Source organism: Bradyrhizobium sp. dw_411, from assembly GCF_018449695.1.
GTDB lineage: Bacteria > Pseudomonadota > Alphaproteobacteria > Rhizobiales > Xanthobacteraceae > Bradyrhizobium.
In genome coordinates this window covers 14,342-39,588 of record NZ_JAAVUY010000020.1, presented here as the reverse complement: position 1 = coordinate 39,588, position 25,247 = coordinate 14,342, and the positions used below count along the sequence as shown (strand labels likewise).

Annotated in this window: 20 protein-coding genes and 1 tRNA gene; 13 read left to right on the top strand and 8 right to left on the bottom strand. The window is 61.8% G+C overall.

What is annotated here, in order from left to right; all coding sequences use genetic code 11:
• The first annotated feature begins 81 nt into the window (after window positions 1–81).
• From HB676_RS27850 to HB676_RS27820, 7 genes are all read left to right on the top strand, one after another.
• A complete protein-coding gene (locus HB676_RS27850) occupies window positions 82–783 on the top strand; it encodes an ABC transporter ATP-binding protein (protein ID WP_249780508.1) in 702 nt (233 codons plus the stop codon).
• The gene (locus HB676_RS33950; protein ID WP_213741689.1) at window positions 780–1,550 is read left to right on the top strand and encodes an ABC transporter permease; all 771 of its coding nucleotides are present in this window, start codon (window positions 780–782) and stop codon (window positions 1,548–1,550) included. Before HB676_RS27850 ends, HB676_RS33950 begins: the two co-directional genes overlap by 4 nt.
• Window positions 1,551–1,572: 22 nt before the next feature.
• Window positions 1,573–1,725, top strand: coding sequence for a hypothetical protein (locus HB676_RS27840; protein ID WP_213741688.1), 153 nt, complete (start codon window positions 1,573–1,575; stop codon window positions 1,723–1,725).
• The gene (locus tag HB676_RS27835; RefSeq protein ID WP_213741687.1) at window positions 1,725–2,672 is read left to right on the top strand and encodes an urea carboxylase-associated family protein; all 948 of its coding nucleotides are present in this window, start codon (window positions 1,725–1,727) and stop codon (window positions 2,670–2,672) included. Before HB676_RS27840 ends, HB676_RS27835 begins: the two co-directional genes overlap by 1 nt.
• Before the next feature lie 26 nt (window positions 2,673–2,698).
• A complete protein-coding gene (locus HB676_RS27830; RefSeq protein ID WP_213741686.1) occupies window positions 2,699–3,697 on the top strand; it encodes an ABC transporter substrate-binding protein in 999 nt (332 codons plus the stop codon).
• Window positions 3,698–3,786: 89 nt separating this feature from the next.
• Entirely contained in the window at window positions 3,787–4,491 is a 705-nt protein-coding gene (locus tag HB676_RS27825) for a GntR family transcriptional regulator (RefSeq protein ID WP_213741685.1), read from the top strand.
• A gap of 30 nt (window positions 4,492–4,521) precedes the next feature.
• Entirely contained in the window at window positions 4,522–6,843 is a 2,322-nt protein-coding gene (locus tag HB676_RS27820) for an amidase family protein (protein ID WP_213741684.1), read from the top strand.
• A gap of 140 nt (window positions 6,844–6,983) precedes the next feature.
• On the opposite strand, the gene HB676_RS27815 is transcribed toward HB676_RS27820, so the two are convergent.
• The 3 genes from HB676_RS27815 to HB676_RS27805 form a co-directional block, all read right to left on the bottom strand.
• Window positions 6,984–7,060, bottom strand: a tRNA-His gene (locus HB676_RS27815).
• Between the two features lie 303 nt (window positions 7,061–7,363).
• The gene (locus HB676_RS27810) at window positions 7,364–7,798 is read right to left on the bottom strand and encodes a phasin (protein ID WP_213741683.1); all 435 of its coding nucleotides are present in this window, start codon (window positions 7,796–7,798) and stop codon (window positions 7,364–7,366) included.
• A 416-nt stretch (window positions 7,799–8,214) separates the two neighbouring features.
• Window positions 8,215–8,592 (bottom strand): phasin, encoded by a 378-nt coding sequence (locus HB676_RS27805; RefSeq protein WP_213741682.1) that lies wholly within the window; start codon window positions 8,590–8,592, stop codon window positions 8,215–8,217.
• A gap of 368 nt (window positions 8,593–8,960) precedes the next feature.
• Here HB676_RS27805 and HB676_RS27800 point away from each other — a divergent pair, with 368 nt between their 5' ends.
• On the top strand, window positions 8,961–12,623 hold the full coding sequence (locus HB676_RS27800; protein ID WP_213741681.1) for a PAS domain-containing protein: 3,663 nt from the start codon (window positions 8,961–8,963) through the stop codon (window positions 12,621–12,623).
• Between the two features lie 117 nt (window positions 12,624–12,740).
• Here HB676_RS27800 and HB676_RS27795 read toward each other — a convergent pair whose 3' ends face one another.
• Window positions 12,741–13,517, bottom strand: coding sequence for an alpha/beta fold hydrolase (locus HB676_RS27795; RefSeq protein WP_213741680.1), 777 nt, complete (start codon window positions 13,515–13,517; stop codon window positions 12,741–12,743).
• Between the two features lie 167 nt (window positions 13,518–13,684).
• Here HB676_RS27795 and HB676_RS27790 point away from each other — a divergent pair, with 167 nt between their 5' ends.
• From HB676_RS27790 to HB676_RS27780, 3 genes are all read left to right on the top strand, one after another.
• Window positions 13,685–14,320: a GntR family transcriptional regulator gene (locus HB676_RS27790; RefSeq protein WP_213741679.1), complete on the top strand. Its 636-nt coding sequence runs from the start codon at window positions 13,685–13,687 to the stop codon at window positions 14,318–14,320.
• An 11-nt stretch (window positions 14,321–14,331) separates the two neighbouring features.
• Window positions 14,332–15,861 carry an aldehyde dehydrogenase gene (locus HB676_RS27785; RefSeq protein WP_213741678.1) on the top strand — a complete coding sequence of 510 codons (1,530 nt, stop codon included), beginning with the start codon at window positions 14,332–14,334 and terminating at the stop codon, window positions 15,859–15,861.
• A gap of 99 nt (window positions 15,862–15,960) precedes the next feature.
• On the top strand, window positions 15,961–17,328 hold the full coding sequence (locus HB676_RS27780) for an MFS transporter (protein ID WP_213741677.1): 1,368 nt from the start codon (window positions 15,961–15,963) through the stop codon (window positions 17,326–17,328).
• A 121-nt stretch (window positions 17,329–17,449) separates the two neighbouring features.
• On the opposite strand, the gene HB676_RS27775 is transcribed toward HB676_RS27780, so the two are convergent.
• Window positions 17,450–18,100: a 3-oxoacid CoA-transferase subunit B gene (locus HB676_RS27775; RefSeq protein ID WP_213741676.1), complete on the bottom strand. Its 651-nt coding sequence runs from the start codon at window positions 18,098–18,100 to the stop codon at window positions 17,450–17,452.
• Entirely contained in the window at window positions 18,100–18,834 is a 735-nt protein-coding gene (locus HB676_RS27770; RefSeq protein ID WP_213741675.1) for a CoA transferase subunit A, read from the bottom strand. Before HB676_RS27770 ends, HB676_RS27775 begins: the two co-directional genes overlap by 1 nt.
• A gap of 471 nt (window positions 18,835–19,305) precedes the next feature.
• On the opposite strand from HB676_RS27770, the gene HB676_RS27765 reads away from it, so the two are divergent.
• Complete coding sequence (locus tag HB676_RS27765) at window positions 19,306–21,219, top strand: AsmA family protein (RefSeq protein ID WP_213741674.1); 1,914 nt, start codon at window positions 19,306–19,308, stop codon at window positions 21,217–21,219.
• A 210-nt stretch (window positions 21,220–21,429) separates the two neighbouring features.
• Here the strand turns inward: HB676_RS27765 and HB676_RS27760 are convergent, their stop codons facing one another.
• Complete coding sequence (locus HB676_RS27760) at window positions 21,430–21,783, bottom strand: DUF1488 family protein (RefSeq protein WP_249780507.1); 354 nt, start codon at window positions 21,781–21,783, stop codon at window positions 21,430–21,432.
• Window positions 21,784–21,880: 97 nt separating this feature from the next.
• Window positions 21,881–23,101 carry an EAL domain-containing response regulator gene (locus HB676_RS27755; RefSeq protein ID WP_213741781.1) on the bottom strand — a complete coding sequence of 407 codons (1,221 nt, stop codon included), beginning with the start codon at window positions 23,099–23,101 and terminating at the stop codon, window positions 21,881–21,883.
• 567 nt (window positions 23,102–23,668) lie between these two features.
• On the opposite strand from HB676_RS27755, the gene HB676_RS27750 reads away from it, so the two are divergent.
• Entirely contained in the window at window positions 23,669–25,048 is a 1,380-nt protein-coding gene (locus HB676_RS27750) for an extracellular solute-binding protein (protein ID WP_213741673.1), read from the top strand.
• The last annotated feature ends 199 nt before the right edge of the window (window positions 25,049–25,247 follow it).

Below are 25,247 nucleotides of genomic sequence, written 5' to 3'. Positions count from 1 at the left end.
AAGGCGCCAATTATCCAATTGAGCTCGGTTTCCCGCGTTTTTCGGGGACAACGAGAAGTAACAGCGCTCGCTGCGCTGGATTTGGATATCGCCGAAGGAGAGTTCGTTACGGTCGTGGGGCCGTCCGGATGCGGCAAGTCCACCTTGCTCAACCTCATCGTGGGCCTCCAATCGCCCACGACCGGCCAGAAGCTTTATCGAGGCCAGCCGTTTTCGGGGCTCAACCTCGACATCGGCTACGTCACCCAGTCGGACAATCTGTTTCCCTGGCTGACCGTGATCGAGAACGTCTGCTTCGGGCTCTCTCTGCGGGGAATTGGGTCGCGCGCGGAGCAACGCGACCGGGCTCTCGAGCTGATCGAGCGGGTCGGCCTCAAGGGTTTTGAAAATCATTACCGACACGAGCTGTCGGGCGGAATGCGACAGCGCGTCAATATTGTCCGGACGCTGGTCTACGATCCTCCGGTCATCCTGCTCGACGAACCTTTCGGACCGCTCGACGCGCAAACCAGACTGCAATTGCAGGACTTGCTGCTGACCCTCTGGCATGAGCGCCCGAAGACGACGCTCATCTTCATTACGCACGACCTGACCGAAGCGATCGCCCTTGGCGACCGGGTCATCATCATGAGCGCCCGTCCCGGCAGGGTCGAGGAGATCGTGCCGGTGGACCTGCCCCGACCGCGCGACATCTACACCATTCATACGGACGAGCAATTCCGCAGGATTTACGACCGGGTCTGGTTGCGGTTGGCCGAACAGATGAAGGCGCCCGTGTCGTGAAATCGAGAATAACGCTGTATCGGATCGCGCTGTTGCTCGCCGCACTCCTGTTTTGGGAGTTTGGCTCGGGTTACATCATCGATACATTCTGGCTTTCGAAGCCTTCGCTGATCGCAACTTCGCTGTGGGGCTCCCTGAAAAAAGGCGAGCTGCTCTCCGATCTCTACATCACGCTCGAGGGCGCGTTCTACGGATACGTTCTCGGATCGGTTGGAGGCCTGGCCTTTGGCCTGTTCCTCGGACAGAGCGAAACGCTCGCCCGCGTATTGCAGCCTTTCATTCTCGCGATCTACGGCATTCCCCGTATCGCCCTCGCCCCGATCTTCGTCCTCTGGTTTGGAATCGCCCTTCTGTCCAAAGTGATGATGGCGGGGATGATGTCTTTTCTGCTGGTTTTCTTCAGTACCTACGAGGGAATACGATCGGTCGATCTGGAATTACAAAATGTCGCGCGCGTCCTCGGCGCCAACCGGTGGCAACTTTTCACCCGCGTCACGATGCCCAATGCCAGCCCGTGGATCATCGCAGGCTTGCGTATCGCGATCCCGCAGGCGCTGGTCGCGGCCGTCGTCGCCGAATTCATCGCCTCAACGGCAGGTCTCGGCTATCGGATCATGGCGACCACCAACACCATGGATACCTCCGGCACGATGGCGGGGATTGTCGTGCTGATGGTCCTGGTCGTCGGTTTGAATACCATTCTGGATCGCGTGGAACATTCTCTTTTGAAATGGCGGCCGAAGGCCACCGACAACACCAACGTTTAGTCACTGCAGTCAGGAGCGCGTCGTGTCCGAGATGAAAATCAGATTTACATCGCAGCAGCTTAAACTGCTGCAAGCCGTTCTCGATGAAAAAGACCGTGGAACGAACATGAACGAGGTTGTCCTCGCGATTTTTCGTGAATTCGTCAAACAACAACTTGGTCGAGAGGCCGCCTGATGAGCAAAATTATCTATACAAAGACACTCGATCCGGTTTCGGGCAAAGCAATCCCGATGAAGCGCGGGCAGACGCTGACGATCACGCTGCTGGAAGGTCCGCAGTGCGTCGACTTCAATTGCTTTAACCTCCATGACTACAAGGAACGCATGTCTGTCGGCCACATGCGCCGGACCGGCTTCCGTTGCCGCCAGGGCAGCATCGTGTGGAGCGCCCCGCCCCGCTACAACCCGATGATGGTCTTTACCGAACTGCCGGCGACGTGCCGCACCGATCTTCTGGCGGCGCGCTGCCACGCCACGCAGTTTGAAAAAGAACGCGGATATCCCGGTACGCATACCAACTGCCAGGATACTCTCGCCGAATCGATCGCGGAATTCGGCCTGACGCCCGACGACGTGCACGATTCGCTTAATCTCTGGATGAATACCGGCTGGGACGATGAGGGCAATTTCATTCCCAACGTGCGCCGCAACCAGGGAAAAAAAGGCGATCAGGTCAAGCTGCTCGCTTTGATGGACGTTCTTGCCGTTCCCCTGATTTGTGGATCGGGCGATGTGTCCAACACCAGCAATTATTGGTTCCGCTCGGTCAAGGTTGAAGTGACCGACAGCACGCCGGAGAACGATGCAGTCGTCGCGACGCTGCTCAAGAAACACACCGGCTTCATCAATCAACGCACGCCGGATCAGTTTCGCGTCAAGGACATCAGGACGGAGCGCGACCTGACGGCAACCGACAAATTCGAACCCAAATTTACGTTATGCCCGGTTCCGGTCGAGACCGTGACGGTCGAGCTAACGGAAAGCGACAAGAAAAACCTCGCCAAGCTGGTCAAGCGCGGATTCGGCGAGGACGAGGAGGATGCACTGCGGTCGGCCGTCATGACCTGGTACACGCGCAATCGTACCGCGCAGATCGTGCCGGAAACGCTCGACATCGAATGAGAATCATCGCCGATCGGAGAAGCCAGATGAACAATGTTGCCCGCTTGTCGCTCGTTGCATCGCTAACGATGGCGCTGATGTTTCCCGCCGGCGCGCAAAGCCTCCGTAAAGTGAAGCTGACGCAATCGGTCGCGTCGTTTGACTTCATGTCGGCGGATTACGCTCGCCTGACCGGGATATTCGCGGCTGAAGGGCTTGAAGTCGAACAGATCGCGACCCGGGGCGCGGGTCCCGATCTGGCCGCGCTAGTGTCCGGCGATGTCGAATTCAACCTGTCGCCCGGCGTCAACCAGATCAATGCGATCATCGGCAAACGGGATGTCATCACGGTCGCGAATATCGTGAACCGCAGTCTGATCGGGGTCGTTCTAAGCAAGGAAGCCGCCGACAAATCAGGCGTAAAATCCGACGCCCCGCTCAAACAGCGCGCCGCCGCACTGAGCGGGCTGACACTCGGAATGACGCAGCCGGGCTCGCTGACCGATCGGCAATTCCAGCATCTGGGCCGCCTTGCAGGCCTCAAGGATGGCGAAATCAAAACAGTCGCTCTGGGCGGCGCACCCAGCATCGTCGCCGCCTTCGAACGCAAGCAGGTCGACGGTTATGCGATTGCCACGCCGTTCGATCGCATCGAGGTCGCCAAAGGCGCCGCGGTGATGTGGGTCGACAATGCCAAGGGCGATGATTCCTCGATCGATCCCTTCATGATGACCGACGTGCATACATCGAGAGCCTTTGCGGACAAGAACAAGGAAGTGGTCCGCGCGTTCATTCGCGCCCTCCGGCGCGCCACCCAGGAAATCAAGGATAAATCCACCGAGGACGTCATCAAGGCGGTGCAGCCCGCATTTCCGAACGTGACGCCGGAAGTCATGACGCTCGGGGTCAACGCGTTGAAACTGACACTCAATCCTTCGGGCACGTTCACGATGGAGATGGCCAAGAACACCCTGCGCCTCGATGGACGGCCGGATGTTACGCCCGAGCAATTGTTTGCTACTTACGACCCCTCATTCCAGAATTAAGTCACCCAAAAGTCGTCTTAACTCTAAAAAAATGGTCGGGAGAAAATGACTGCTATTTCAATCGAGCATGAAATGCCGGCGGTGCTCTAGTGGCAGAATCCTTTGCCATTTCCAGCGAGCTGCCCGCCAAATCGCTCAGCGAAGACGTAGGGAATCGCATTCGAACGGCGATCATCGAGTGCAAATTCAAGCCGGGCGAGCGGCTGCGCCTGGAGCATTTGTGCGAGATGTACGGCGTCGGCTTCAGTCCGGTGCGCGAGGCGCTCTCGCGCCTGTGCGGCAACGGCCTGGTGGTCAGCGAGAGTCAACGCGGCTTCAAGGTTGCTCCGATCAGTCTTGCCAACCTGCAGGACATTACATCGACCCGGCAGGATCTCGAGGCATTGATTTTACGGCGCGCGATCGAAGAGGGGGACGCGCTTTGGGAAGCCAACATCGTCGCCTCGTTCCATCTTTTGTCGAAAACCCCGCATCTCAGACCTGACGATGGCACGCTCAGCGAAAGCTGGGTGACGGCCCACAAGAATTTCCATTTTTCGCTCATCAGCGCCGCCCAAAGCAAATTGCTTCGGCAATTCTGGTTCATGACCTTCGATCACGCTGATCGCTATCGCCGCCTGGCCATGACTCTCGGCAGTCATCTTCGCGACGACACAACCGAGCACCGGAACCTGATGGAGGCCGTCATCAGCCGGGATGTCGCACGATCGTGCGAACTTAGCCGGCTGCATATCGATACAACGCTGCGCCTTGTTCTGACGACTTTATCAGACACGGATGCCTTTGGTGATTAGTCGCGGGCCTTGCGGCCGAGAGGAACTGTTATGACCGACAAAAAGAGCGCCCCGTTTCAACTGGAAGAGGCGACGATCTCCGATTTGCATGCGGCCATTCGCGCCGGAACAACCACGGTCGTGCAGGTCGTGCAGAAGTATATCGATCGCGCCCGCGCCTATAACGGCCCGGCCAGCCTGCTGCTGACGGAAGACGGAGCGCCGGTGCCGGAAGCGATCGGCACCGTGCGCGCGCAATCGCCATTGCGTTTTCCGACCGAAACCGTGAAGGCATCGACAGTCATTCCCGATCTCGACAAGTACAAGGGAACACCGCTGCAATACGGCCGCATGGAATTCACGGCGTCGGACCCGACCGTGCAACAGCAATTCGGCATGATCGTCGGCAAGCCGAACGCCGGCCAGGTCAACGCGATCGGCACCTTCAATATCCGCGGCGAACGCTCCGCCGTCTGCAAGGGTGACTTCGATCTGCATCCGTCGCTTGGCGCGCTGCCGAAGGGCGCGCCGCCGGCGTGCGAACATTTCCGCCAGTTGCCGGATGCGCTGGAGCGCGCGGCGGAGCTGGATGCCGAATTCGGAAGCAATCCCGATCTCGAGAAGATGCCGATGTACGGCGTCGTTTTCTCGTTCAAGGATCCGTTCGACACACGCGACATGCGCTCGACCGGCGGCGGCGACGCGGCCTATGATATGGATTTTCCGGCGCGCGACCATGTGCTGGTCGACCAACTGCGCAAGAAGGGCGCGATCATTTTCGCAAAGGCCGTCAACACGGAATATAACGGCCGCGCCGGCGATCCCGGCGGACGCAACAAGCCGGACATGGTGCTGGCTTCGACGCTCGGATACCAGCGCTCGACATGGGCCGGTAACCCATCCAACCCTTACGATACCACCCGCGCCGCCTCGCTCGGGTCGAGCTCCGGCTCGGCGTTGTCAGTCAGCACCAACCTCGTGATGGCAAGCCTGGGCGAGGAAACGCGCGCGTCCTGCCGCGGTCCATCGAACCATAATTCGATCGCCTTGATCCTGCCGCACAAGTCGATGATCGGCTTCGAGGGCGGCGCGATCGGCGCCGACATCTACTGCGACCGCACCGGCATCCATGCCCGTTCCATTGTCGATTGCGCCAAGATCCTCGATGCCCTCAAGGACCCCGTCGAGGGATATTACGATCGACGTGACCCGTTCACGGCGGTGCCGCGCTCCTCGGTGCTCAGCACGCCCTATGCCAGTCACGTCAATATGCCGGGCACACCAGGCGCGCTCGCTGGCATGCGCATCGGCGTCATCCGCGAATCCATGGTGTATCCCAAGGATTCCAAGACCGAAGAACCGATCGTCACGGCCGCCACGCGTGAGATCAAGGAGATGCTCGGCCACAAGCTGGGCGCGACCCTGGTGGAATCGACCGATCCGCTGTGGAAGCGTGATCCCGATATAGAGGTGATGACGCTCGATTATCGCCGCGCGCTGCACCAGTTGATCCCGCTTTTCATGCCGGATCTTCTGTTTCGCCTACGCCCGGACGGGCAGCCTCTTTACAAGGAGTTCGCAGCGGCGATCGTGCCGACGGAGTTTTTGCCGGGCAAGGTGTTCGGCACGGGAACGATGCAGCCGATGGATTATTTCGTAGCCCTGGCCGAAGGCAAAATCGAGGGCCCGGTCAATCTCGACATCGCCACGATCCAGCAACAGGAGTTGGCGCCGACTTTCCGCTACCACATCTCGCAATATCTGATGCGCCGCGCCGACGACTGGAAAGCGGCAGGCTTTGAAGAAACCCTGAAGGATTGGGCGTCGCTCAATGCGCGTTCAAAGTTCTGGGGCGACGACCAACGCGCCGCCTTCAAGAACTGGGAGGAAGTCAGCGACCCCCGCAACAGGCTTGATGGCCGCCAGGGCGTCAACGAGCGCGTCATGTTGCGCGAATTGTTGCGCCGCGCCGACATGATGGTGATTCTGGAGAACAAGCTCGACGCATTGGTGCGGCTGCATACGCCTTGGGCGCCGGGCCTGATCGGTCATCCGCATCAATACGACATCCCCAGCAATCTGCGCCCGGAATCGCTGATGGGCCCCAATGCGGGATTAACCGAAGTGCTGATTCCGGCCGGATTTGTCACCACCACCTACGATCCGGTGTTCAAGCTGACCGACGACGGCATGCGCTATGTTTCCGCACCCTCCGATGTGCCGACGGAACTGGCCGCGCCCGGCCTGCCGTTCTCGCTGGTGTTCCGATGCGAGCCCGGCAAGGAAGACATCATCCTGAAAATCGCGTCGGCGTATGAAGCGGCTTCGAAGCGGCGTATTCCGCCGCCGGCGTTTGGGCCGTTGCCGGGGTGAGCGAGTCATTCGGCGCATGACGAAGAGGTTGAGCCGCAGCAAGGTTGCGGCTTTTCATGCCCATGCGGCGGCGACCATAACAAATGGGAGCAATTTCAGGTGTCGCGAAACGGTTCTGACGCGGTTTCAGGAAATTTCGCTGGTACAGTTGGGTGGGCTCGAACCACCGACCTCCTGTTCCACAGACAGGCGCTCTAACCAACTGAGCTACAACTGCATCCTTTGCCGGCCACCCGAAAAGGGGGTCGCGAACGGGCGGAAACTAGGTGCAACGCCGCTCTTTGGCAAGGCGATAAACACCCAGTTTTCGTCGTCCCTGCGAACGCAGGGACCCATAACCACAGGGTTCAGTGGTTGGAAAAGAACCCCCGCAACAGCCACCGCCTGACACGCGCCGGCACCGCGTATGGGTCCCGGCTTTCGCCGGGACGACACGCTGAGAGTTCCGAGCCTCATGCCCCTAAAACAGCAAAAAGCCCGGGCTCATCGCCCGGGCCTTTTTAAAGCAAATACCCGAAAATCAGGCGGCCGGCTTGAACAGCTTGGACGCGCTGGCCTTGATCGGCTCGGCGGTCTCGGTCGCGATCTTCTGGGTCAGTTCGGTCAGGTCTTTGCTGTAGGCGGTGAACGCCTCGAACTGCTTCTTGGCGTGCGAGGTCCACAATTCCATCGCTTCCGACGGCGACTTCACGCCGAGCAGTTCCTGCGCGAAATCGAGGTTCGAAGTGGTGTTGGCCTTGAGGATTTCCATCAGCTTGGCCGAATATTCGCTGGCGCCCTTGCTGACGCTGGCGAACACCGCCTCGACGGTGACGTTGTGGGTTTCGGCGGCGTCCTTGAACTTGGCGTAGCCGTCGCGAGCCTGGGAAACACCCTTTTCGGCGAACGCACGCATCTGCTCGGGAACCTCGAACGGGATAACGGAAGCGGAGAAGGGATCGGTAGGATTGGCCATCGCATACATCCTTCGAAACGGGGTGATGATCGCTGTGACCGCTCGCGCGCCCGTGGCTGCTCGGGAACGCCGATAAGAGATCACATCACGGGAATGCCCTCCGTCGGGCAACCCACAGTAAACACCCATATCATGTCAATTTTGTGCAACGCAACGCGATTTAGGGTGCATTGCCATATATTTGTCCCGAAATGGGCTGCGACGCAACGTCCCGGGAGCCCAGACGAGCCGTCAGGGCTTGGGTGGGCTTTTTAGCGGGTCATCATGGCCGGGCTTAGCCGTCCGAAGGACGGCGTCGCTTCCGCTCGCCTATACCCGGCCATCCACGACTTTATAGGCTTGAACGGAGCAAGACGTGGATGCCCGGCGCAAGGCCGGGCATGACGAATAGTGGGGCGCTCCGGTCTTTCGAGCCTTCAAACCTTCGGCTTGGCGACATCCATCGCCGCACGGCTGACGATCTGGCCCATTTCGCTGGCCTGTTCGGCCAAAGAGCGCATCTGGGCCTGAACATATTCGCTGTGCAGGCGCATGATCTCGGTCAGATCCTTGGCGTGCAGCAACGACTGGGCATAGTCCAGCGAGGCCTGAACGTTCTTTTCGGCATAGGACATTGCCTTGGTGCCGATATCCTTGGCGCCGGCGCGAACCGTCGCACTGCGTTCTTCCAGCGATCCGGCGGTCTGCTGGGCGCTGGAGAGGAATTTTTCGAAGGCCTGGCGGGCCTGATCGAAGCTGGCTTCGGCCATCGACCGCATTTCCTTCGGAATCTCGAAATGTCCGTTCTCGTTCATGTCCCACTCCTCCTGTTTGTGATTGAAAGGGCCACCCGGCCCAAATTCTATGCCAAGTTTTCTACGCCAAGTTCCCCGCTGCCCGGATGCAGCCTATCGGCAAAACACTTCGCCGCCATGACGCGGCGGCCGAAACCTAGGGGATCGTGGACATTTGATGGCGCTTTGCAACAAACAACGCGGCAACCGGCACGGGGTTCGCCCCGATTAAGGTTATCGTGGCTTTCGAGGCGCAGAGGGCGGCCAGACCGTGGACCTGCCGCTCGCCGCGGGCGATACTAACGATCCGTTAAGGCTGTCATTGTTTGGCCGCCGCGATCTGACGCCATGTTCGAGCAACCACGAAGCCTACCGGTCATATCAGCACGATGAATAACGCGGAATTCCAGTTGCGAGGTGTCGGCGATCCCAGGCTGGCGGTCTATGCGACAAGCGCGCTGCCGGTGTGGCTGTGGTCGATCGACGGCACGCGGATTCTGTGGGCCAATCCGGTCGGCGCGCGGCTATTCGGCGCGGCCAATGGCGCGGCTCTCACGCAGAAATTATTCGGCCCGGCCGATCAGCATCGCCGGCAAGTGGCGCAACTCGCCAACCGATTGCCTGCCAACGGCACGATTCGATTGGAGCGCCTGCGCGGTTTTGGCGCGTCGCTCGGCGCGCTCGTCACCTGCGGCTGCGCGCGGCTTGATTTCGCCGACGGCAGCCATGGCGTGCTGGTCGCGGCGGCCGAGCCGATCGGGCGCGCGATGCCGCTGGCCGAACGGCTGGCACGGCTGGTCGATGGCATCGATACGCCGATCGCGGCGTTTCTGAGCGACGGCATGTTCATCGGCGCCAGCGCCGCGGCGCGCTCGCTGCTCGGTTTTCGCAATCTGAATGAAGCCGGCCTGGACGATGCGCGCAGCGACGCGCTGAAGCAGGGCCGCTCCGAGACGCCTGTCGGTATCGGCCACATGGTGTTGCAGCGTGTCGGCGCCGGCGCTGATATCGGCCTCGTCGCCCTGATCGCGCCGGGTGCTGTGCAAAGCGCGCCGGTCCACAAGACCGCGCCGCCTGCGCCGGAAGTGATCGCGACGGCACCCATTTTGCCGGAGCCTGTGCCGCAACCGGCCGCGCCGGCGGCAGAGCCAACACCAGATTACGAGCAACCGGCGATGTCGGGCGAAGCGCCGGCTGAATTCGCGTTGATCGATGAATTCGCCGAGCCGCCTGAAGAACCTGCGGTCGAGCGCACTGTCGCCGAACACGCGATCTCCGAGCCTGTCATCTCCGAACAGGCTGCCGAACCCGAACAGCCGGTTGCGGTTACGCATGAGCCGCCCACAGTTCCGATCGAAGCCGCAGCAGAAACCGTGGCGACAGAAATGGTGGCTTCAGAGTTCACACTTTCAGAGACGACGACATCTCCAACTGAAATCCAGCACGAACCTTCGCCTTACGTTGAGGCCGTCGCCGATGAGCCGGCCTCTCCCGCGGCCGAAGAGCCTTCCACCATCGAAACGCCGATCACGCCGCCGCCTGTCGCAGCAGCATCAGAGGCCGACGAATCGACAGCCGGTCCTCGCCGTCATCCGCTGCGCTTCATGTGGCAGATGGATGCCGACGGCCGCTTTACGCTAGGCTCCGAGGAATTCACTCGGCTGATCGGCGCCCACACCGCCGCGGGCTTCGGCCGGCCGTGGAGCGAAATCGCTGAACATTTCGGACTCGATCCGGAGGGCCACATCGTCAAGGCGATCGCGACGCGCGGCACCTGGAGCGGCATCACGCTGGACTGGCCGATCGACAGCGGCGGCCGCCTGCCGGTCGAACTGTCGGGCTTGCCGATCTATGACTACACCGGAAATCTGACCGGCTATCGCGGCTTCGGCATCTGCCGCGATCTCGATGGCCTGACGCGGCTTGACGAATTACGCCGCAACGAAACCTTCAGCGGCCCGGCGACGCCACCAACTATTTCAGCCGATCCTGTCGAAGCCGATGCGCAGGATTCCCTCGTAGAAGATTCCCACACGCCGCAAGACACATCGACAGAAGGTCCGCCGATACACGAAGCGCCGCCACATGAGGCGCTTGTCGCCGATGCGCCGACGGCTGAACCGCCTCCCGTACCCGATGAGACGGCATCCGAAGCGGAGGCAGAACCCTCCGCACCGATTGCCTTAGAGACTTCAGAGAATTCACCGCCAACCGATTTGGAACCCGCCGTGGAAACGCCCAACGAAATGCTGAGGAACGTCGTTCCGTTCCGGCCGATGAGCGAGCCGAAATCACCTGTCCTGACGCCGGTCGAAAACAACGCCTTCAACGAACTCGCCCGGCAATTGTCGGCCCGGCTCGAGAGCGAGAACATCACCTTCGCGCCGCCGGTCGAATCCAGCACGACAGATGTTTTTATCGAGCCGCCGGCCGCTGCGGAAATACCCGGGACAACCCATGAAACGATCCACGAGACGGCCAGCGAACAGCCGAGCTGGCTGACGCGCCCCGAGCCGCCGGCGCGCGGCGAAACCCGGCGCGACCGGGCACTGCTCGATCTCATCCCGGTCGGCATCCTGATCTATCGGCTGGATAGGTTGCTATATGCCAATTCGGCGTTTCTCACGCGCATGGGCTATGCGAGCCTGCATGCGCTCGAGCAGGCCGGCGGCCTGGATGCGCTCTATGTCGAGCCCGGCGTGTCCTCGACCAGCAGCACGTCGGACACCGGCACGCCGGTGACGATCAGCGCCAATCATGAATCGCCGGAGCATTCCTCCGCGCCCGCAACCGACGCGCACCTGTTCACGATTTCATGGGACGACGATTCCGCGCTGGCGCTGATCTTCGCCAATGCCGGCGTCCCCAACACCGAGATCGCCGCCGCGATGATTCCGGCTGTTGAAGCGCAGGAACCATCCGAACCCTCCGCCGTCGGCCACGCCAATGCCGAAGAACTCGGCGCCATCCTCGACACCACCGCCGAAGGCATCGTGATGTTCGACGCCGAGGGCAACATCAATTCCTGCAACCGCAGCGCCGAGGCGCTGTTCGGTTACGACGGATTGGATCTGATTCAGCGCAATCTCGTCGATCTGTTTGCGCCGGAAAGCCAGCCCGCGGTGATGGACTATCTCTCCAGCATCAGGAGCAACGGCGTCACCAGCCTGCTCGATGCCGGCCGCGAAGTGCTCGCCCGCGTCCACGGCGGCGGCCTGATCCCGGTGTCGATGACGATGGGACGAACCCGTCACGAAGGGCCGAATTTCTTCGCGGTGTTCCGCGACCTGTCGCAAACCAAGAAGAGCGAAAGCGAATTGCAGCAGGCGCGGCGCACCGCCGATCGCGCAGCCAACGCCAAGGCCGACATGCTGGCGCGGATCAGCCACGAGGTCCGCACGCCGCTCAACGCCATCATCGGCTTTGCCGAGGTGATGATCGGCGAGCGCTTCGGCGCGCTCGGCAATGAGCGCTATGTCGAATACATGAAGGACATCCGCGCGTCCGGCGAGCGCGTGATCGCGATCATCAACGACCTCCTTGATCTGTCGCGGATCGAGACCGGCAAGCTCGACCTCGCCTTTGCCAACCAGAACCTCAATGACTTGGTGGAAAGTTGCGTCGCGGTGATGCAGCCGCAGGCCAACCGCGAACGCATCATCATCCGCACCTCACTGGCGCATATGCTGCCGCCCGTGATCGCCGACGCGCGCGCGCTGCGCCAGATCACGCTCAATCTGATCGGCAATTCGATCCATCTCGCCAATGCCGGCGGCCAGGTCATCGTCTCCACGGCATTGTCGGATTTCGGCGAGGTGGTGCTGCGGGTCCGCGATACCGGCCACGGCCTCAACGACAATGAAGTCGCCGCCGCGATGGAGCCGTTCCGCACCCAACCGCCATCGGACAAAGCTTCCGACGGCTCCGGCGTCAACCTGTCACTGACCAAGGCGCTGGTCGAAGCCAACCGCGCCCGGTTCCAGATCAAGACCGGCCCGCGCTCGGGCACCCTGATCGAAGTGCTGTTCTCGCACGCGGTGGCGAGGGTGTAAGTCGTATTCTCGTTAAGTTCGTCATGCCCGGCCTTGTGCCGGGCATCCACGTCTTAGCTGCAGTCCAGCAAGAAAGACGTGGATGGCCGGGACAAGCCCGGCCATGACGAAAACTATCTACCCCTCCAGAAAATCCCCGATCGTCGCGAGAAAAAGCTCAGGCGATTGCAGTTGCGGCACGTGGGCGCAGCCCGGCAGGATTTTCAGGCGCGCGTCCGGCAGGCCGGCGGCTAGTTCGTGCGACATCGGCGGCGGCGTCGCCTCGTCATGTTCGCCGACCAAGACCAGAGCGGGCACCGTGACCTTCTTCAAGTCCGGCCGCAGGTCGAGTTCGGCCAGCGCGCCGCAGGCGGACCGAAACACGTTCAGATCGGTTTTCAGAAATGCCTTGCGGCGATCGGCCATCAGATCGGGATTCGCTCCCTGAAATTCCGGCGCGAACAGCCGAAGCATCGCGACGTCCGTGATCGCCTGCAATCCTTTGGCCTGCGCCGCCGCCGCCATGTTGCGGAAGGCCTGGCGCCCCGGTTCCGAAAACGCTGCGCCGCAATCCGCAAAGATGAATCGGCTGGCGATCCCGGGATGGCGGATCGCCATCTGCAGCGCGACGAAGCCGCCATAGCCATTGCCGAGCACGATCGCCTTGCCGGAACCTGTCGCCTCCTTCACCGCCTGCGCCATGCGGTCGGCCACCGCGGCAAGGCCGCCATCGACCGCCTTTGACCGGCCGAAGCCGGGCAATTCGGGCACGATCACCCGGAACGACTGCGACAGCATGGGCACCACGGCGTCGAAACTCGCCCGGTCCGACAGCAGCGAGTGGAACAGAAACAGCGCGGGTCCCTGCCCGAACTCCTCGGCATTGACGGTGCCGTCAGCGAAAAGTCGGTCCATGCCGGTCTCTCTTTCAGGGTTGCAAGTTCAGGGTTGCAACGTGCGCCGCTGGGCGGGCCGTGTCGGGTAGATCGATTGATAAATCAAAATTCACTGATTTCAAGCCTTTGTCGCTTGACGTGATATTTCACGACTGCAAGATTGAGATACCGTCGAGGAAAAATCTGATGCTTTTGCGCGACAATGTCTATGAAAGCCTGCGCTCTGATATTCTGACCTGCCGTCTGGCGCCGGGCGATGATATGCGCGAGCAGGAGCTGGCCGAACGCTATGCCGTCAGCCGCCAGCCGGTGCGCGAGGCGCTTTTGAGGTTGGAGCGCGAGCATCTGGTCACGGTGCAGCCGCGCCAGGGCTACCGGGTCAATCCGATCTCGCTGTCGGACGCGCGCGACCTCTTGCGATTTCGCCTCGCGCTGGAGCCGGCCTGCGTCGCCGAGGCGATCGAACATGCGCCGGATAGCGTGCTCAAGACGCTCGACGATTTCAGGCACTTCGCGGGCGACCATGAGGACTTCATCGCCTACAACCGCGCCTTTCACTCCGCGCTGGCGCATGCCTCAGGCAACCGCCGCATGGCCGGCGCGTTATGCGATCTGATCGGCCAGGCCGACCGGCTGGTCCGCGTCAGCGTCGCCAATATCAGGGATCACGATCCGACCCAACTGGTGGCCGAGCACGGCGCGCTGATCGAGGCGATGCAGCGGCGCGACGGACGAAGTGCGGCGCGCATCATCAAGGCGCATATCAGTCAAACCGAAAAACGCGTGCTGCCTGCGCTCAAGCGCAATGCGGTGATTATCTAAAGGAGAGAACCATGAATATTCCCGCAAAGCCCGGCGAGATCGAGGTCGAAGTCCACGGCAATTTTGTTGACGGCCGCGAGATCGAAGCCGGAGACGGCGAGATGCTGGATGTCCGCAATCCCGCCACCGGTGCTGTGATCGCGCGGATTCCGAATTCCACCGCGGCCGATGTCGACGTCGCAATGAAGAGCGCGCGCGCCGCGTTCGAGGGCAAGGCCTGGGGTGGCATGGACATTCGCTCGCGCGCCCGGCTGGTCAATCGCCTCGCGGATGCGTTCGAGGCCAATCTCGAAACGCTATATCGCCTCGAAACCCTCAACAACGGCCGCCCGCTCAACGAAACCCGCGCGCAGCTCTCGCGGCTGCCGGATTTCTTTCGCTACTTTGCGGGGCTCGCACTGGCGCGGCGCGATGCGGTGATTCCCGTCGAAGGCTCGTACCTGAATTACACGCTGCGCACGCCGATCGGCATCGTCGCCAATTGCACGCCGTTCAATCACCCGCTGATGATCATGTGCAAGTCGCTGGCCGCTGTCGTCGCCAGCGGCTGCGTCACCGTGGTCAAACCGTCGGAATATACGCCTCTCACCACTCTGAAGCTGGCGCAGATCTTCACCGAAGCCGGATTGCCGCCAGGCGTATTCAACGTCGTGCTCGGCCTCGGCCAGACCGCCGGCAAGTTGCTCGCCGAACATCCCGACATCAACAAGCTGGTGCTGACCGGCGGCACCGAAGCCGGCCGCATTGCCGGTGCGGCGGCCGCGAAAGTATTCGCGCACCAGACCATGGAGCTCGGCGGCAAGACGCCCGTCATGGTGTTCGGCGATTTCGATGTCGACCAGGCCGTCAACTACGCGGCGTTCGGCGCCTTCATCGGCGCCGGCCAGACCTGTGTCTGCGCCTCGCGCCATCTGGTGCAGGCCTCGATCTATGACGAATTTGTCGAGAAGCTGCAGGCCAAAACCAGATCGATCCGCATCGGCGATCCCTTCGATCCCGCCACGCAACTGGGTCCGGTGATCTCGGCGCGGCAGCGCGATCGCGTGCTGTCCTACTCGAAGTTCGGCCATGAAGACGGCGCGCGGCTGGTGGCCGGCGGCGTCGCCGCCAAGATCCCCGGCCATGAAGGCGGCTACTTCATCGAGCCCACGGTGTTCGCCGATGTGAAATCCGATATGCGCATTTTCCAGGAAGAGGTATTCGGGCCCTTTACGTCGGTCACGCCGTTCAAGGACGAAGCCGAGGCGCTGAAGCTCGCCAATGATTCACCGTTTGGCCTCGCCGCCGCGATCCGCACCCGCGACATCGGACGCGCGCACCGGATGGCGGCGGCGGTCAAGGCCGGCATCGTCTGGATCAACGACCATCACCGGCTCGATCCGGCATCGCCCTGGGGCGGCGTCGACGATTCCGGCGTCGGGCGCGAATTCGGCACCGAAAGCTTTGACGATCATTTCAACACCAAGAGCGTGATGGTCGCCACGCACGATCAGCCGTTCGACTGGTACCGCGACACGGCGGCACAGCGGCGCCTGAATTAAAACCGCGCATGAACGCACGCGAATAACAGCGGCTGCCCAAGGTCCTGAAGAAGACCGGCAGCCGCTTCAACGAACAAAACGATAAGGGGAAACACGCGCATGGTCACGTCAGTCAACGCCGGCAGCCGCCTCGATCGGCTCCCGATCGGCTCCTTTCATCGCCGCATCATGATGCTGATCGGCATCGGCATGTTCTTCGACGGCTTTGACATCTATCTCGCCGGCACCGTGCTCGGCGTCACCTTGAAAAGCGGTTTTTCCACGCTGCCGCAGAACGCGCTGTTCATCTCGGCGACGTTCGTGGGCATGATGCTGGGCTCGTTCGCGGCCGGCTTTCTCGGCGACCGGTACGGCCGCCGCTTCACCTATCAGTTCAATCTCCTCGTCTTCGGCCTCGCCTCGCTCGCGGCTTCCATCGCGCCCGATATGACCATCCTGATCGCCTGCCGCTTCGTGATGGGCTTTGGCTTAGGCGCCGAAAACGTTGTCGGCTATGCCACCATGACCGAATTCGTGCCGGCGCGCTCACGCGGCAAATGGTCGGGTTTCACCACCGTCTGCGTGGTGACGGGCCTGCCGATCTCGCTGCTGGTGGCCTCGTTGATCATTCCGCAATTCGGCTGGCGCGCGATGTTCGTGCTGGGCGGCATCGGCGCGCTGATCGTCTGGTATCTGCGCAAGGCGCTGCCCGAGTCGCCGCGCTGGTTAGAGGCCAACGGCCGCAGCGAGGAAGCCGAAGCCCTGATGCAATCGATCGAGCGCGAGGCTTCGCAAGGCCAACCTCTGCCGGCGCCCGCGGCCGCCTCAGGCGTCGCCGTATCCAGCGATCTCGCCACGCTATTCGCGCCGCCACTATTGTCGCGCATGATCGTCGGCGCGGTGTGCCTGATCACCATCAACACGCTGCTGTATGGGTTCATCACCTGGCTGCCGGTGTTCTTCATCAAGCAGGGCCTGAGCGTCGCGACTTCATTCGGCTATTCGCTGCTGATGGCGCTCGGCGCACCCGTTGGCTCCGCGATCGGCGCGCTGACCGCGGACAAATGGGGCCGCAAGCCGACCATCATCGGCGCCTCGCTGATTTCGGTCGTGCTCGGGATCATCTATCCCATGATCTCGGACCCGGTCTTGCTGCCCGCCGTAGGCTTCGCGCTGACGGTGCCGATCTATGTACTGGTGGCGCTGTTGTTCGGCATCTACATCCCCGAGCTGTTCCCGACGCAAGTACGCATGCGCGCGTCAGGAATCGTCAACACGCTCGGCCGCGGCGCCACCATCGTGACGCCGTTCCTGGTAGTGATGCTGTTCGAAGCCCGCGGCGTCGCCGGCGTGATGTCGCTGATGATCGGGTTGTTGATCGTACAGATCATCACGGTCTGGGCGCTCGGCATCGAGCCACGGCATCGCAGCCTGGAGGAACTCAAGGGCGAGGATGCGGCGCCGGCGTTGGCGAAACAGACGACGTGAGGGGCAACACTGTCATTCCGGGGCGATGCGCAGCATCGAACCCGGAATCTCGAGATTCCCCGATGCGCAATTGCGCATCTGAGGTCTGGTCCTTTGGACCATCCCGGAATGACGGCTTAAATCACGTATTCTTCAGCGCGACCCGAAACTCGGCTTCGGTCTTCGACTTCACCTCATCGAGCGTCACGCCGTCGGCGAGTTCGATCAGCGCCATGCCGTCCTTGCCGTGCTTGTCGATGGTGAACACGGCCAGATCCGTGACCACCATGTCGACCACCTTCTCGCCGGTCAGCGGCAGGTTGCACTCTTTCAGCAGCTTGGCGCCGTCCTTGGCAGAATGCTCCATCACCACCACGACGCGCTTGACGCCGGCGACGAGGTCCATCGCGCCGCCCATGCCCTTGACCATCTTGCCGGGGATCATCCAGTTGGCGAGATCGCCGTTCTGCGCCACCTGCATCGCGCCGAGGATCGAGAGATCGATGTGGCCGCCGCGGACCATTCCGAAGGACTCCGCCGACGAGAAATAGCTGGTGGACGGCAATTCGGAAACCGTCTGCTTGCCGGCGTTGATCAAATCGGCGTCTTCCTCGCCCTCATAAGGGAAAGGTCCCATCCCGAGCATGCCGTTCTCGCTCTGGAGATTGACGTCGATGCCGTCGGGAATGTAGTTCGACACCAGCGTCGGAATACCGATGCCGAGGTTGACGTAATAACCGTCGCGCAATTCCTTGGCGGCGCGGGCGGCCATCTGTTCACGGGTCCAAGCCATCAGATTTCTACTCCCGTTGAAGCCGCAGACGCCTCGGGACGCTTGCGGGTGTTGCGGAATTCAATGCGTTTCTTGCCGCTGCCGACTTCGATGATGCGCTTGACGAAAATGCCGGGCGTGTGGATGTGGTCGGGATCGAGTTCGCCGGCCGGCACCAGGTGCTCGACTTCGGCCACCGTCATCTTCGCCGCGGTCGCCATCATCGGATTGAAGTTACGCGCGGTCTTGCGATAGATCAGATTGCCTGCGGTATCGCCCATCCAGGCGTGGACGATCGCGAGATCGCCGAACAGGCCGCGCTCCATCAGATATTTCTCGCCGTCGAATTCCTTCACTTCCTTGCCTTCGGCAATCAAGGTCCCGACGCCGGTCTTGGTGTAGAAGGCCGGGATACCGGCGCCGCCGGCGCGAATGCGCTCGGCCAGCGTGCCCTGCGGAGTGAATTCGAGCTCTAGTTCGCCGGCCAGATATTGCTGGGCGAACAGCTTGTTCTCGCCGACATAAGACGAGATCATTTTCTTGATCTGGCGGGTTTCCAGCAGCCGGCTCAACCCGATGCCGTCAACGCCGGCATTGTTGGACACCACCGTGAGGTTCTTCACGCCGGAATCGCGGATCGCGTCGGACAGCGTTTCGGCGATACCGCACAGGCCAAATCCGCCGGACATGATCATCATGCCGTCCTTGAGAATGCCGTCGAGTGCCGATTTGGCGTCGGGGTAGACCTTGTTCATCGCAATACGACCTGATGGAGGGAGGCGCCGTGACGCTTTCAAGGGATTATTAGGCGAAATGTTTGCGACGCGTCAATGACGGGGGGAACATGATCAATGTCAGTTTCCGTTGGAGCGGAAGTCGAAAATGCGCCCCCTCTCCCGCTTGCGGGGGAGGGTTGGGGTGGGGGAGCTTCCGAGTCGCGCTCATCGAGGGGAGGATAGACTTTCCCCCACCCGCCACGCTTCGCGTGGCGACCTCCCCCGCAAGCGGGAGAGGTGCGACAGCCCCACCCCCTCAACACAGCCTTGAAAGCGTCAAGAAAACCGATCAAGTTGCGCGGGTTGGCAAGGCTTGGCATCGGTTCCCTTATCCCCTGCCCGCCTTTTCAGCAGTGACCCGCCGGCGCCGACGCGCCGCCGTCTCAGACGCCCTAACAAGAAGATTTGGATAACTCTTTGACGATAGCCCAAGGAATAAAGCGCCTGGGGATGCCGATTGCGGCCTTTCTCGGCGTGGCGCTGATCGGCCTGTTTGCGACGTCCTGGCTCTTGAACCGGGACGCGCTGCGCCAGGCGGTGGAGGCGCAGATCCGCGCCGTGACCGGGCTCGATCTGGTCGTCAAAGGCGCCACCGACATTTCGGTGTTTCCCGCCAGCTATGTCTCCTTCCATGATGTCGGGCTGCGCGGCGGGGCGGACGCCGATCCGGCCCTCGCGGTCGATGTGCTGACCGCCAATCTGCGCCTGCTGCCGCTGTTGCTGCAGCGCTTCGAGATCGCCGACGTCATGATGCTGCGTCCCCATATCCATGTGACGCGCGACGCCGAGGGCCTGAGCAACTGGACGCCCTTCATCCAGACCATCGCGCGCACCATGAAGCCCGGCGCGGATAATCAAGTGTCGTTCTCGGAAATCCGGATCCAGGACGGCGTGCTCGATTACGAGGATACCGGCCATCAATTCACCGATACGCTCGACGATATCGACCTGTCGCTGGCCTGGCCCTCGATCTCGCGATCTTTCGCGGCGACCGGGCAATTCAACTGGCGCGGCGAGCGCGTCGACGGCAGCATCAGCGCCAGCGATTTCATCGCGGCCCTGTCCGGCGATCGCTCCGGCCTCAAGGCGCGGCTGACCAGCGCGCCCCTGAAGCTGGCATTCGACGGCACCGTCGCCAACCGCACCAGCATGATGATGGAAGGCACGCTGACCATCGATACGCCCTCGCTGCGCAATGCGCTGCGCTGGACCGGGCAGCCGCCGCCGGGCAGCGGCGGGTTCGGCCGCTTCGCGCTGAAAGCGCGCGCCAATATCGTCGGTCCCTCGATCGCGCTCACCAACGTCAATGTTGAACTCGACGGCAATGTCGCCGAGGGCGTGATGACCTATGCCAATAACGGCCGCCAGTCGCTGCAGGCAACGCTGGCCGCCGACGCGCTCGACTTCACGCCCTATATCTCCACCTTCCGTCTGCTCGCCAGCGGCGCGCATGACTGGAACCGGCAATTGTTCGATCTCAACGCGCTGTCCTCGACCGATCTCGACATGCGGCTGTCGGCCGCCAAAGTGACGGTCGGCGCCTCGAAATTGGGACGCACCGCGATCGGCGCCAATCTGCGCGGCGGCGCGCTGGCGCTCAGTGTCGGCGAGGCGCAGATCTATGGCGGCATCGCGCGCGGCTCGTTCGGCGTCGCGCGCTCCGATGCGGTGGCGGATGTGAAGGCGCAGTTTCAGTTCACCGATGTGGACCTGCAGGCCTGCGCCAGCGAATTGTTCGGCGTCACGAAATTATCCGGCCGTGGCAATCTCGGCGTATCCCTGGTGGCATCCGGCTCGAGCCCGTTCGGCCTCGCGCAATCGCTCGATGGCACCGCGACCTTGACGGGCCATGATGGCGCGATCTCCGGCTTCAACGTCGAGCAATTGCTAAAACGCCTGGAGCGGCGTCCGCTGTCCGGCGGCGGTAATTTCCGCTCGGGCTCGACGCCCTATGACAACCTGACCATCGCGGTGAAATTCGCCGAGGGCATCGCGACCGCCGAAGACGTCCGCGTCGAAGGCCCCGCCGCGCGGCTGACCTTGACCGGCACGGCGTCGGTGCCCGCGCGCGAATACGATCTCAAGGGCGTCGCCAGCCTCGCTTCGGCGCCGAACACCCCGCCCGGCTTTGAGCTGCCCTTTGTGGTGCAAGGCCCGTGGGACGATCCGTTGATTTTCCCCGACCCCGAAAGCCTGATCCGCCGCTCGCCGGCCTCAGCGCCATTGCTCGATGCCGTGAAGGATCGCAAGACGCGCGATGCCGTGCGCTCAGTGCTGGAGCGGTTTACGGGTGGCGGCGCAAAGCCTGCACCGGATGCGGCGGAGACCGCGCCGGCGGCTGCGGGGAATGCGAAGGCGAATTGAGGGGGTCGTTCGTAGGGTGGGTTAGCGAAGCGTAACCCACCATTCTTCACCGACGATAATAACGCGATTACGCGCACTCACCATCCACCAACGGCAAAATGGTGGGTTACGCCTTCGGCTAACCCACCCTACGAAGCGTTACTCGCCGCCAGACTCAACACGTCATTGCGAGGAGCGAAGCGACGAAGCTAACTCAGAGCCGCGCGCATCTTACGGACTCGCACCCTGAATATGCTTCGTGAAAATCCTCACCACATATCCCTTGAACCGCGGCGCCTCATCGTAGAGGTTTGACGCAATGCGCTCGATCGCTTCGCGATGGGCGACGAATTGAGCCTGCCGTGCGATGCTGGGCGTGCCCTTGGTGCCGGCCAGTTCATCCATCGCGGCGTCGCTGATCTGGCAAGGCACGGCCTCGTCGCCGTTCATCATCGTAAAGGCGAACGCCAGCCGTTCGCTGTCGTATCCCGTGATCTGGCCACCCGTCAGCGGCATGGAGATCCCCATCCATTTGACGCGATCATGCGTCGTCCGGCCGATTCTGTCGACCAACTGAGACGCCAAGTAGGCCTCCCTGGTTTTGAACGGAAAATTTTACTCCGGCGACCAAGGTTGGAGCCAGCGCCCGGGCCGCATTTGCGCGGCCCGGCTGGGCTAGAGGCTATTCATGCTGCATCGCCAGGATGGGGCCGGAAAGTGAAGCGCGGGCAAATTTCTTGAGCCCCACCGGCTTGCCGAACAGGTAGCCCTGGACCCGGTCGAACCCCATCTCGATGGCCGCGGCAAAGTCCGCGCGGGTTTCCACGCCCTCGGCGACGACGCGGGCCCCGTGCTCCTTGGCCAGTTCGATGATGCGATGGCATACCGTGCGCTTGAGCCGGTCGTTGGCGCAGCCCGTGACGAACTGCCGGTCGACCTTCAGTTCGGCGAAGGGAAAATTTTCCAGCCCCATCAGGGCCGGCCAGCCCGTGCCGAGATTGTCGATCGAGACCGCAATATTCTTGAGCCGGATTTCTTTCGCGACATCGATCATGACATCCATGTTTTGAATGACCTCGGCGCTGTCGATCTCGATGAGCAATCCCCCGAATGCCGGATGCGACGGCATGCGCCGGCAGAAATCACGCACCGCCCAGCGATTTTTAAGAAAGGAGACCGGCAGGTTGATCGAGATGTCGGTCGTGTTTTGCGATCCGACCAGATAGCGCCAATCCTCGATGGCGCGGTCGATGACGAAGTCCGACAGCAGCAGCAGATCCGGATCTTCGGCTTCCGGTATGAAACAGGCCGGCGCCACAACGCCCCAGTTTGGATGCCGCATCCGGACCGATGCCTCCGCACCGCAGCGCGCCATTGTGCGCGCGTCCATCTTTCCCTCGTACCAAAGCTCGAGCCAGCCGGCGTGCAATGCTTCGCTCGCCCGAACGGCCGGACCGGCGGCCGGCTCCCTGGGGATCAGCATGGAAATCCGCTCGCGCAAGGTTTCGGCCGCGAACGGCGTGGTCAGCGGCGGCAACATGGCGAGGCCGTATTCCTCGCCGACCTGCTGCACCGCCTTGACGAGGATCGACTCGCGCGTGCCGATGGCGAGGACCTTGCCGCTGAACCGCTGGCGAACAAGGATCTGGAGCACGTTGCCGACCTCGACACCATCGGCGGACACGCCGAGTACGACAATATCCGGGAGGTGCTTCCCGAGCGTGGCCTCCAGCTCGTCTGCGTTTGCACATTGCGTGGTGACGAGGCCGAGATCGTCTTCAATGATTTCGCAAAGGAATGCGCGAAGATGTTTCTTGCCGTCCACAACGCAAACCCGCGGCACTACTTTTCGACGTCCAAAAGCTGCAGATCCTGCCCGATTGTCGTCAAAGCCCCGATTCATCATCGCTCCCTCCATCTGGTTCAAAGAGGGGTGCTTTAGCGGTGCGGATGGTTTCAAATATGAAGCTTGTTTGTCCGCCGGCTGAATATTCAAATAATGTTAAAGCCTACATCATGACTAAAATTTTTTGCAAACCATCGTGCCAACGATGTCGTTACGCCCCACGACGCCATCCCCGATGTCTCGCTATCCCCGATGGCTCGGCACCCGGCGCTACGGACTTGCGCGCTCCGAGCGCGCCCGGGCGTTTTGCGTTGCAGGGATGCGAAGGTGTGTCTGTCTCTCTCACCGCCGTCCCGGCGCAGGCCGGGACCCATAACCACAGGACATTGTGTCGCGCGAAGATCGTCCAACAGCATGCTTACAACGATGGGCCGCAGCGTATGGGTCCCGGCCTGCACCGGGACGACGAGTGTTTTTGTACGGCGGCTTCGGCTACACCCTAAACCACAGCCCCACCCCACTTCCGCGACTTATTGCCCAGAAGATGCCGCTAGCCGGCCCCTCGGGCCTGCGCTAGTCTTTTACCCAACCGGTTAAAAAAACCGGCAGATCAGGGAGAGACACGTGACACCAAGGGGAACGAGGGCGCTTGCGTTGGCTGCGGCGATCGGCCTGCTTTCGGCGGCCGGGCCGGCGATGGCTCAGGAAAAAATTACGGTGTGGTGGGGCAAGGGCTTCTACAAGTCCGAGGACGACGCCCTGCTGTCGACCATCAAGAAGTTCGAGACCAAGACCGGCATCAAGGTCGAGCTGTCGCAATACGCCATTCAGGACATGATTCCGAAGACGGTGGCGGCGCTGGATTCCGGCACGGTGCCGGACGTGGCCTATTCCGATACGTTCGACGTGCAGGCGTCCGGCAAATGGGCCTTCGAGGGCAAGCTGGAGGATCTCAGCGATATCCTTACCCCCATGAAGCCGCTGTTCGCGCCGAACACAATCGAGACCGCCTTTCTCTTCAACGACCAGGCCAAGAAGAAAGCCTATTACGGCTTTCCGTTGAAGCAGCAGAGCATGCATGTCGAGATCTGGAGCGACATGCTGGAACAGGCCGGCTTCAAGGTCAGCGACATCCCGACGGGGTGGGCGGATTACTGGTCGTTCTGGTGCGATAAGGTACAGCCGGCCAGCCGCAAGGCCACCGGCCAGCGCGTCTACGGCATCGGCCAGCCGATGGGCGTGGAATCCACGGATTCGCTGCAGTCGTTCTACACCTTCATGGACGCCTACAACGTCAAACTAGTCGATGATGACGGCAAGCTGCTCGTCGACGATCCTGCCGTGCGCAAGGGCCTGATCGGCGCGCTGAAGGATTACACCGACACCTACATCAAGGGCTGCACGCCGCCCTCGTCCACGACCTGGAAGGACCCCGACAACAACGTCGCCTTCCATAACAAGACGACGGTCATGACCCACAACTTCACGATCTCGATCGCGGCGAAGTGGTTCGAGGATTCCACCAATCCGGCGCTGACGCCTGAACAGCGCGCCGCCGGCAAGAAGGCCTATGAGGAAACCATCATCACCGCCTCGTTCCCGAACAAGCCGGACGGAACGCCGATCAAATACCGCTCCGACGTCAAGACCGGCGTGATCTTTGCGGCGGCCAAGAACAAGCCACAGGCGAAGCAATTCGTCGCCTTCCTGCTGCAGGAAGAAAACCTCGGCCCCTATGTCGAAGGTGCGCTCGGCCGCTGGTTCCCGGCTACAATCGAAGGCCAGAAGAGCCCGTTCTGGCAGGCCGACCGCCATCGCAAGGCGGTCTACACCCAGTTCATGGGCGGCACCTCGACGTTCGATTTCGTGAAGAATTACAAGTTCACGATTTTGAACAACGAGAACGTCTGGGCCAAGGCGATGAACCGCGTCGTCAGCGAAAAGGTGCCGGTGGAACAGGCGGTCGATGAACTGATCACGCGCATCAAGCAAGTGGCGGGGTGAGCGGGATGCGAGGCTTCGCTGCCGCATCCCCAGGGTCGTCGTCCCGGCGAAAGCCGGGACCCATAACCACAGGCCTGAGATGTTGCGCGAAAGTCCTTGAACAGCGTCTTCCACAACAACCGACACGGCGCATGGGTCCCGGCTCAAGGCCGGGACGACGAATTAGTGAAGCGCCGTCGAATCGTCGCCCTCGCCCCGC

What these genes read in the sequence shown, in the direction of transcription:
- HB676_RS27780 (WP_213741677.1), top strand. Translation starts at nt 15,961, where the DNA reads ATGGTCACGTCAGTCAACGCCGGCAGCCGCCTCGATCGGCTCCCGATC.
- HB676_RS27795 (WP_213741680.1), bottom strand. Translation starts at nt 13,517, where the DNA reads ATGGACCGACTTTTCGCTGACGGCACCGTCAATGCCGAGGAGTTCGGG.
- HB676_RS27770 (WP_213741675.1), bottom strand. Translation starts at nt 18,834, where the DNA reads ATGAACAAGGTCTACCCCGACGCCAAATCGGCACTCGACGGCATTCTC.
- HB676_RS27790 (WP_213741679.1), top strand. Translation starts at nt 13,685, where the DNA reads ATGCTTTTGCGCGACAATGTCTATGAAAGCCTGCGCTCTGATATTCTG.
- HB676_RS27765 (WP_213741674.1), top strand. Translation starts at nt 19,306, where the DNA reads ATGCCGATTGCGGCCTTTCTCGGCGTGGCGCTGATCGGCCTGTTTGCG.
- HB676_RS27810 (WP_213741683.1), bottom strand. Translation starts at nt 7,798, where the DNA reads ATGGCCAATCCTACCGATCCCTTCTCCGCTTCCGTTATCCCGTTCGAG.
- HB676_RS27830 (WP_213741686.1), top strand. Translation starts at nt 2,699, where the DNA reads ATGAACAATGTTGCCCGCTTGTCGCTCGTTGCATCGCTAACGATGGCG.
- HB676_RS27820 (WP_213741684.1), top strand. Translation starts at nt 4,522, where the DNA reads ATGACCGACAAAAAGAGCGCCCCGTTTCAACTGGAAGAGGCGACGATC.
- HB676_RS27805 (WP_213741682.1), bottom strand. Translation starts at nt 8,592, where the DNA reads ATGAACGAGAACGGACATTTCGAGATTCCGAAGGAAATGCGGTCGATG.
- HB676_RS27775 (WP_213741676.1), bottom strand. Translation starts at nt 18,100, where the DNA reads ATGGCTTGGACCCGTGAACAGATGGCCGCCCGCGCCGCCAAGGAATTG.
- HB676_RS27785 (WP_213741678.1), top strand. Translation starts at nt 14,332, where the DNA reads ATGAATATTCCCGCAAAGCCCGGCGAGATCGAGGTCGAAGTCCACGGC.
- HB676_RS27800 (WP_213741681.1), top strand. Translation starts at nt 8,961, where the DNA reads ATGAATAACGCGGAATTCCAGTTGCGAGGTGTCGGCGATCCCAGGCTG.
- HB676_RS27835 (WP_213741687.1), top strand. Translation starts at nt 1,725, where the DNA reads ATGAGCAAAATTATCTATACAAAGACACTCGATCCGGTTTCGGGCAAA.
- HB676_RS27755 (WP_213741781.1), bottom strand. Translation starts at nt 23,101, where the DNA reads ATGAATCGGGGCTTTGACGACAATCGGGCAGGATCTGCAGCTTTTGGA.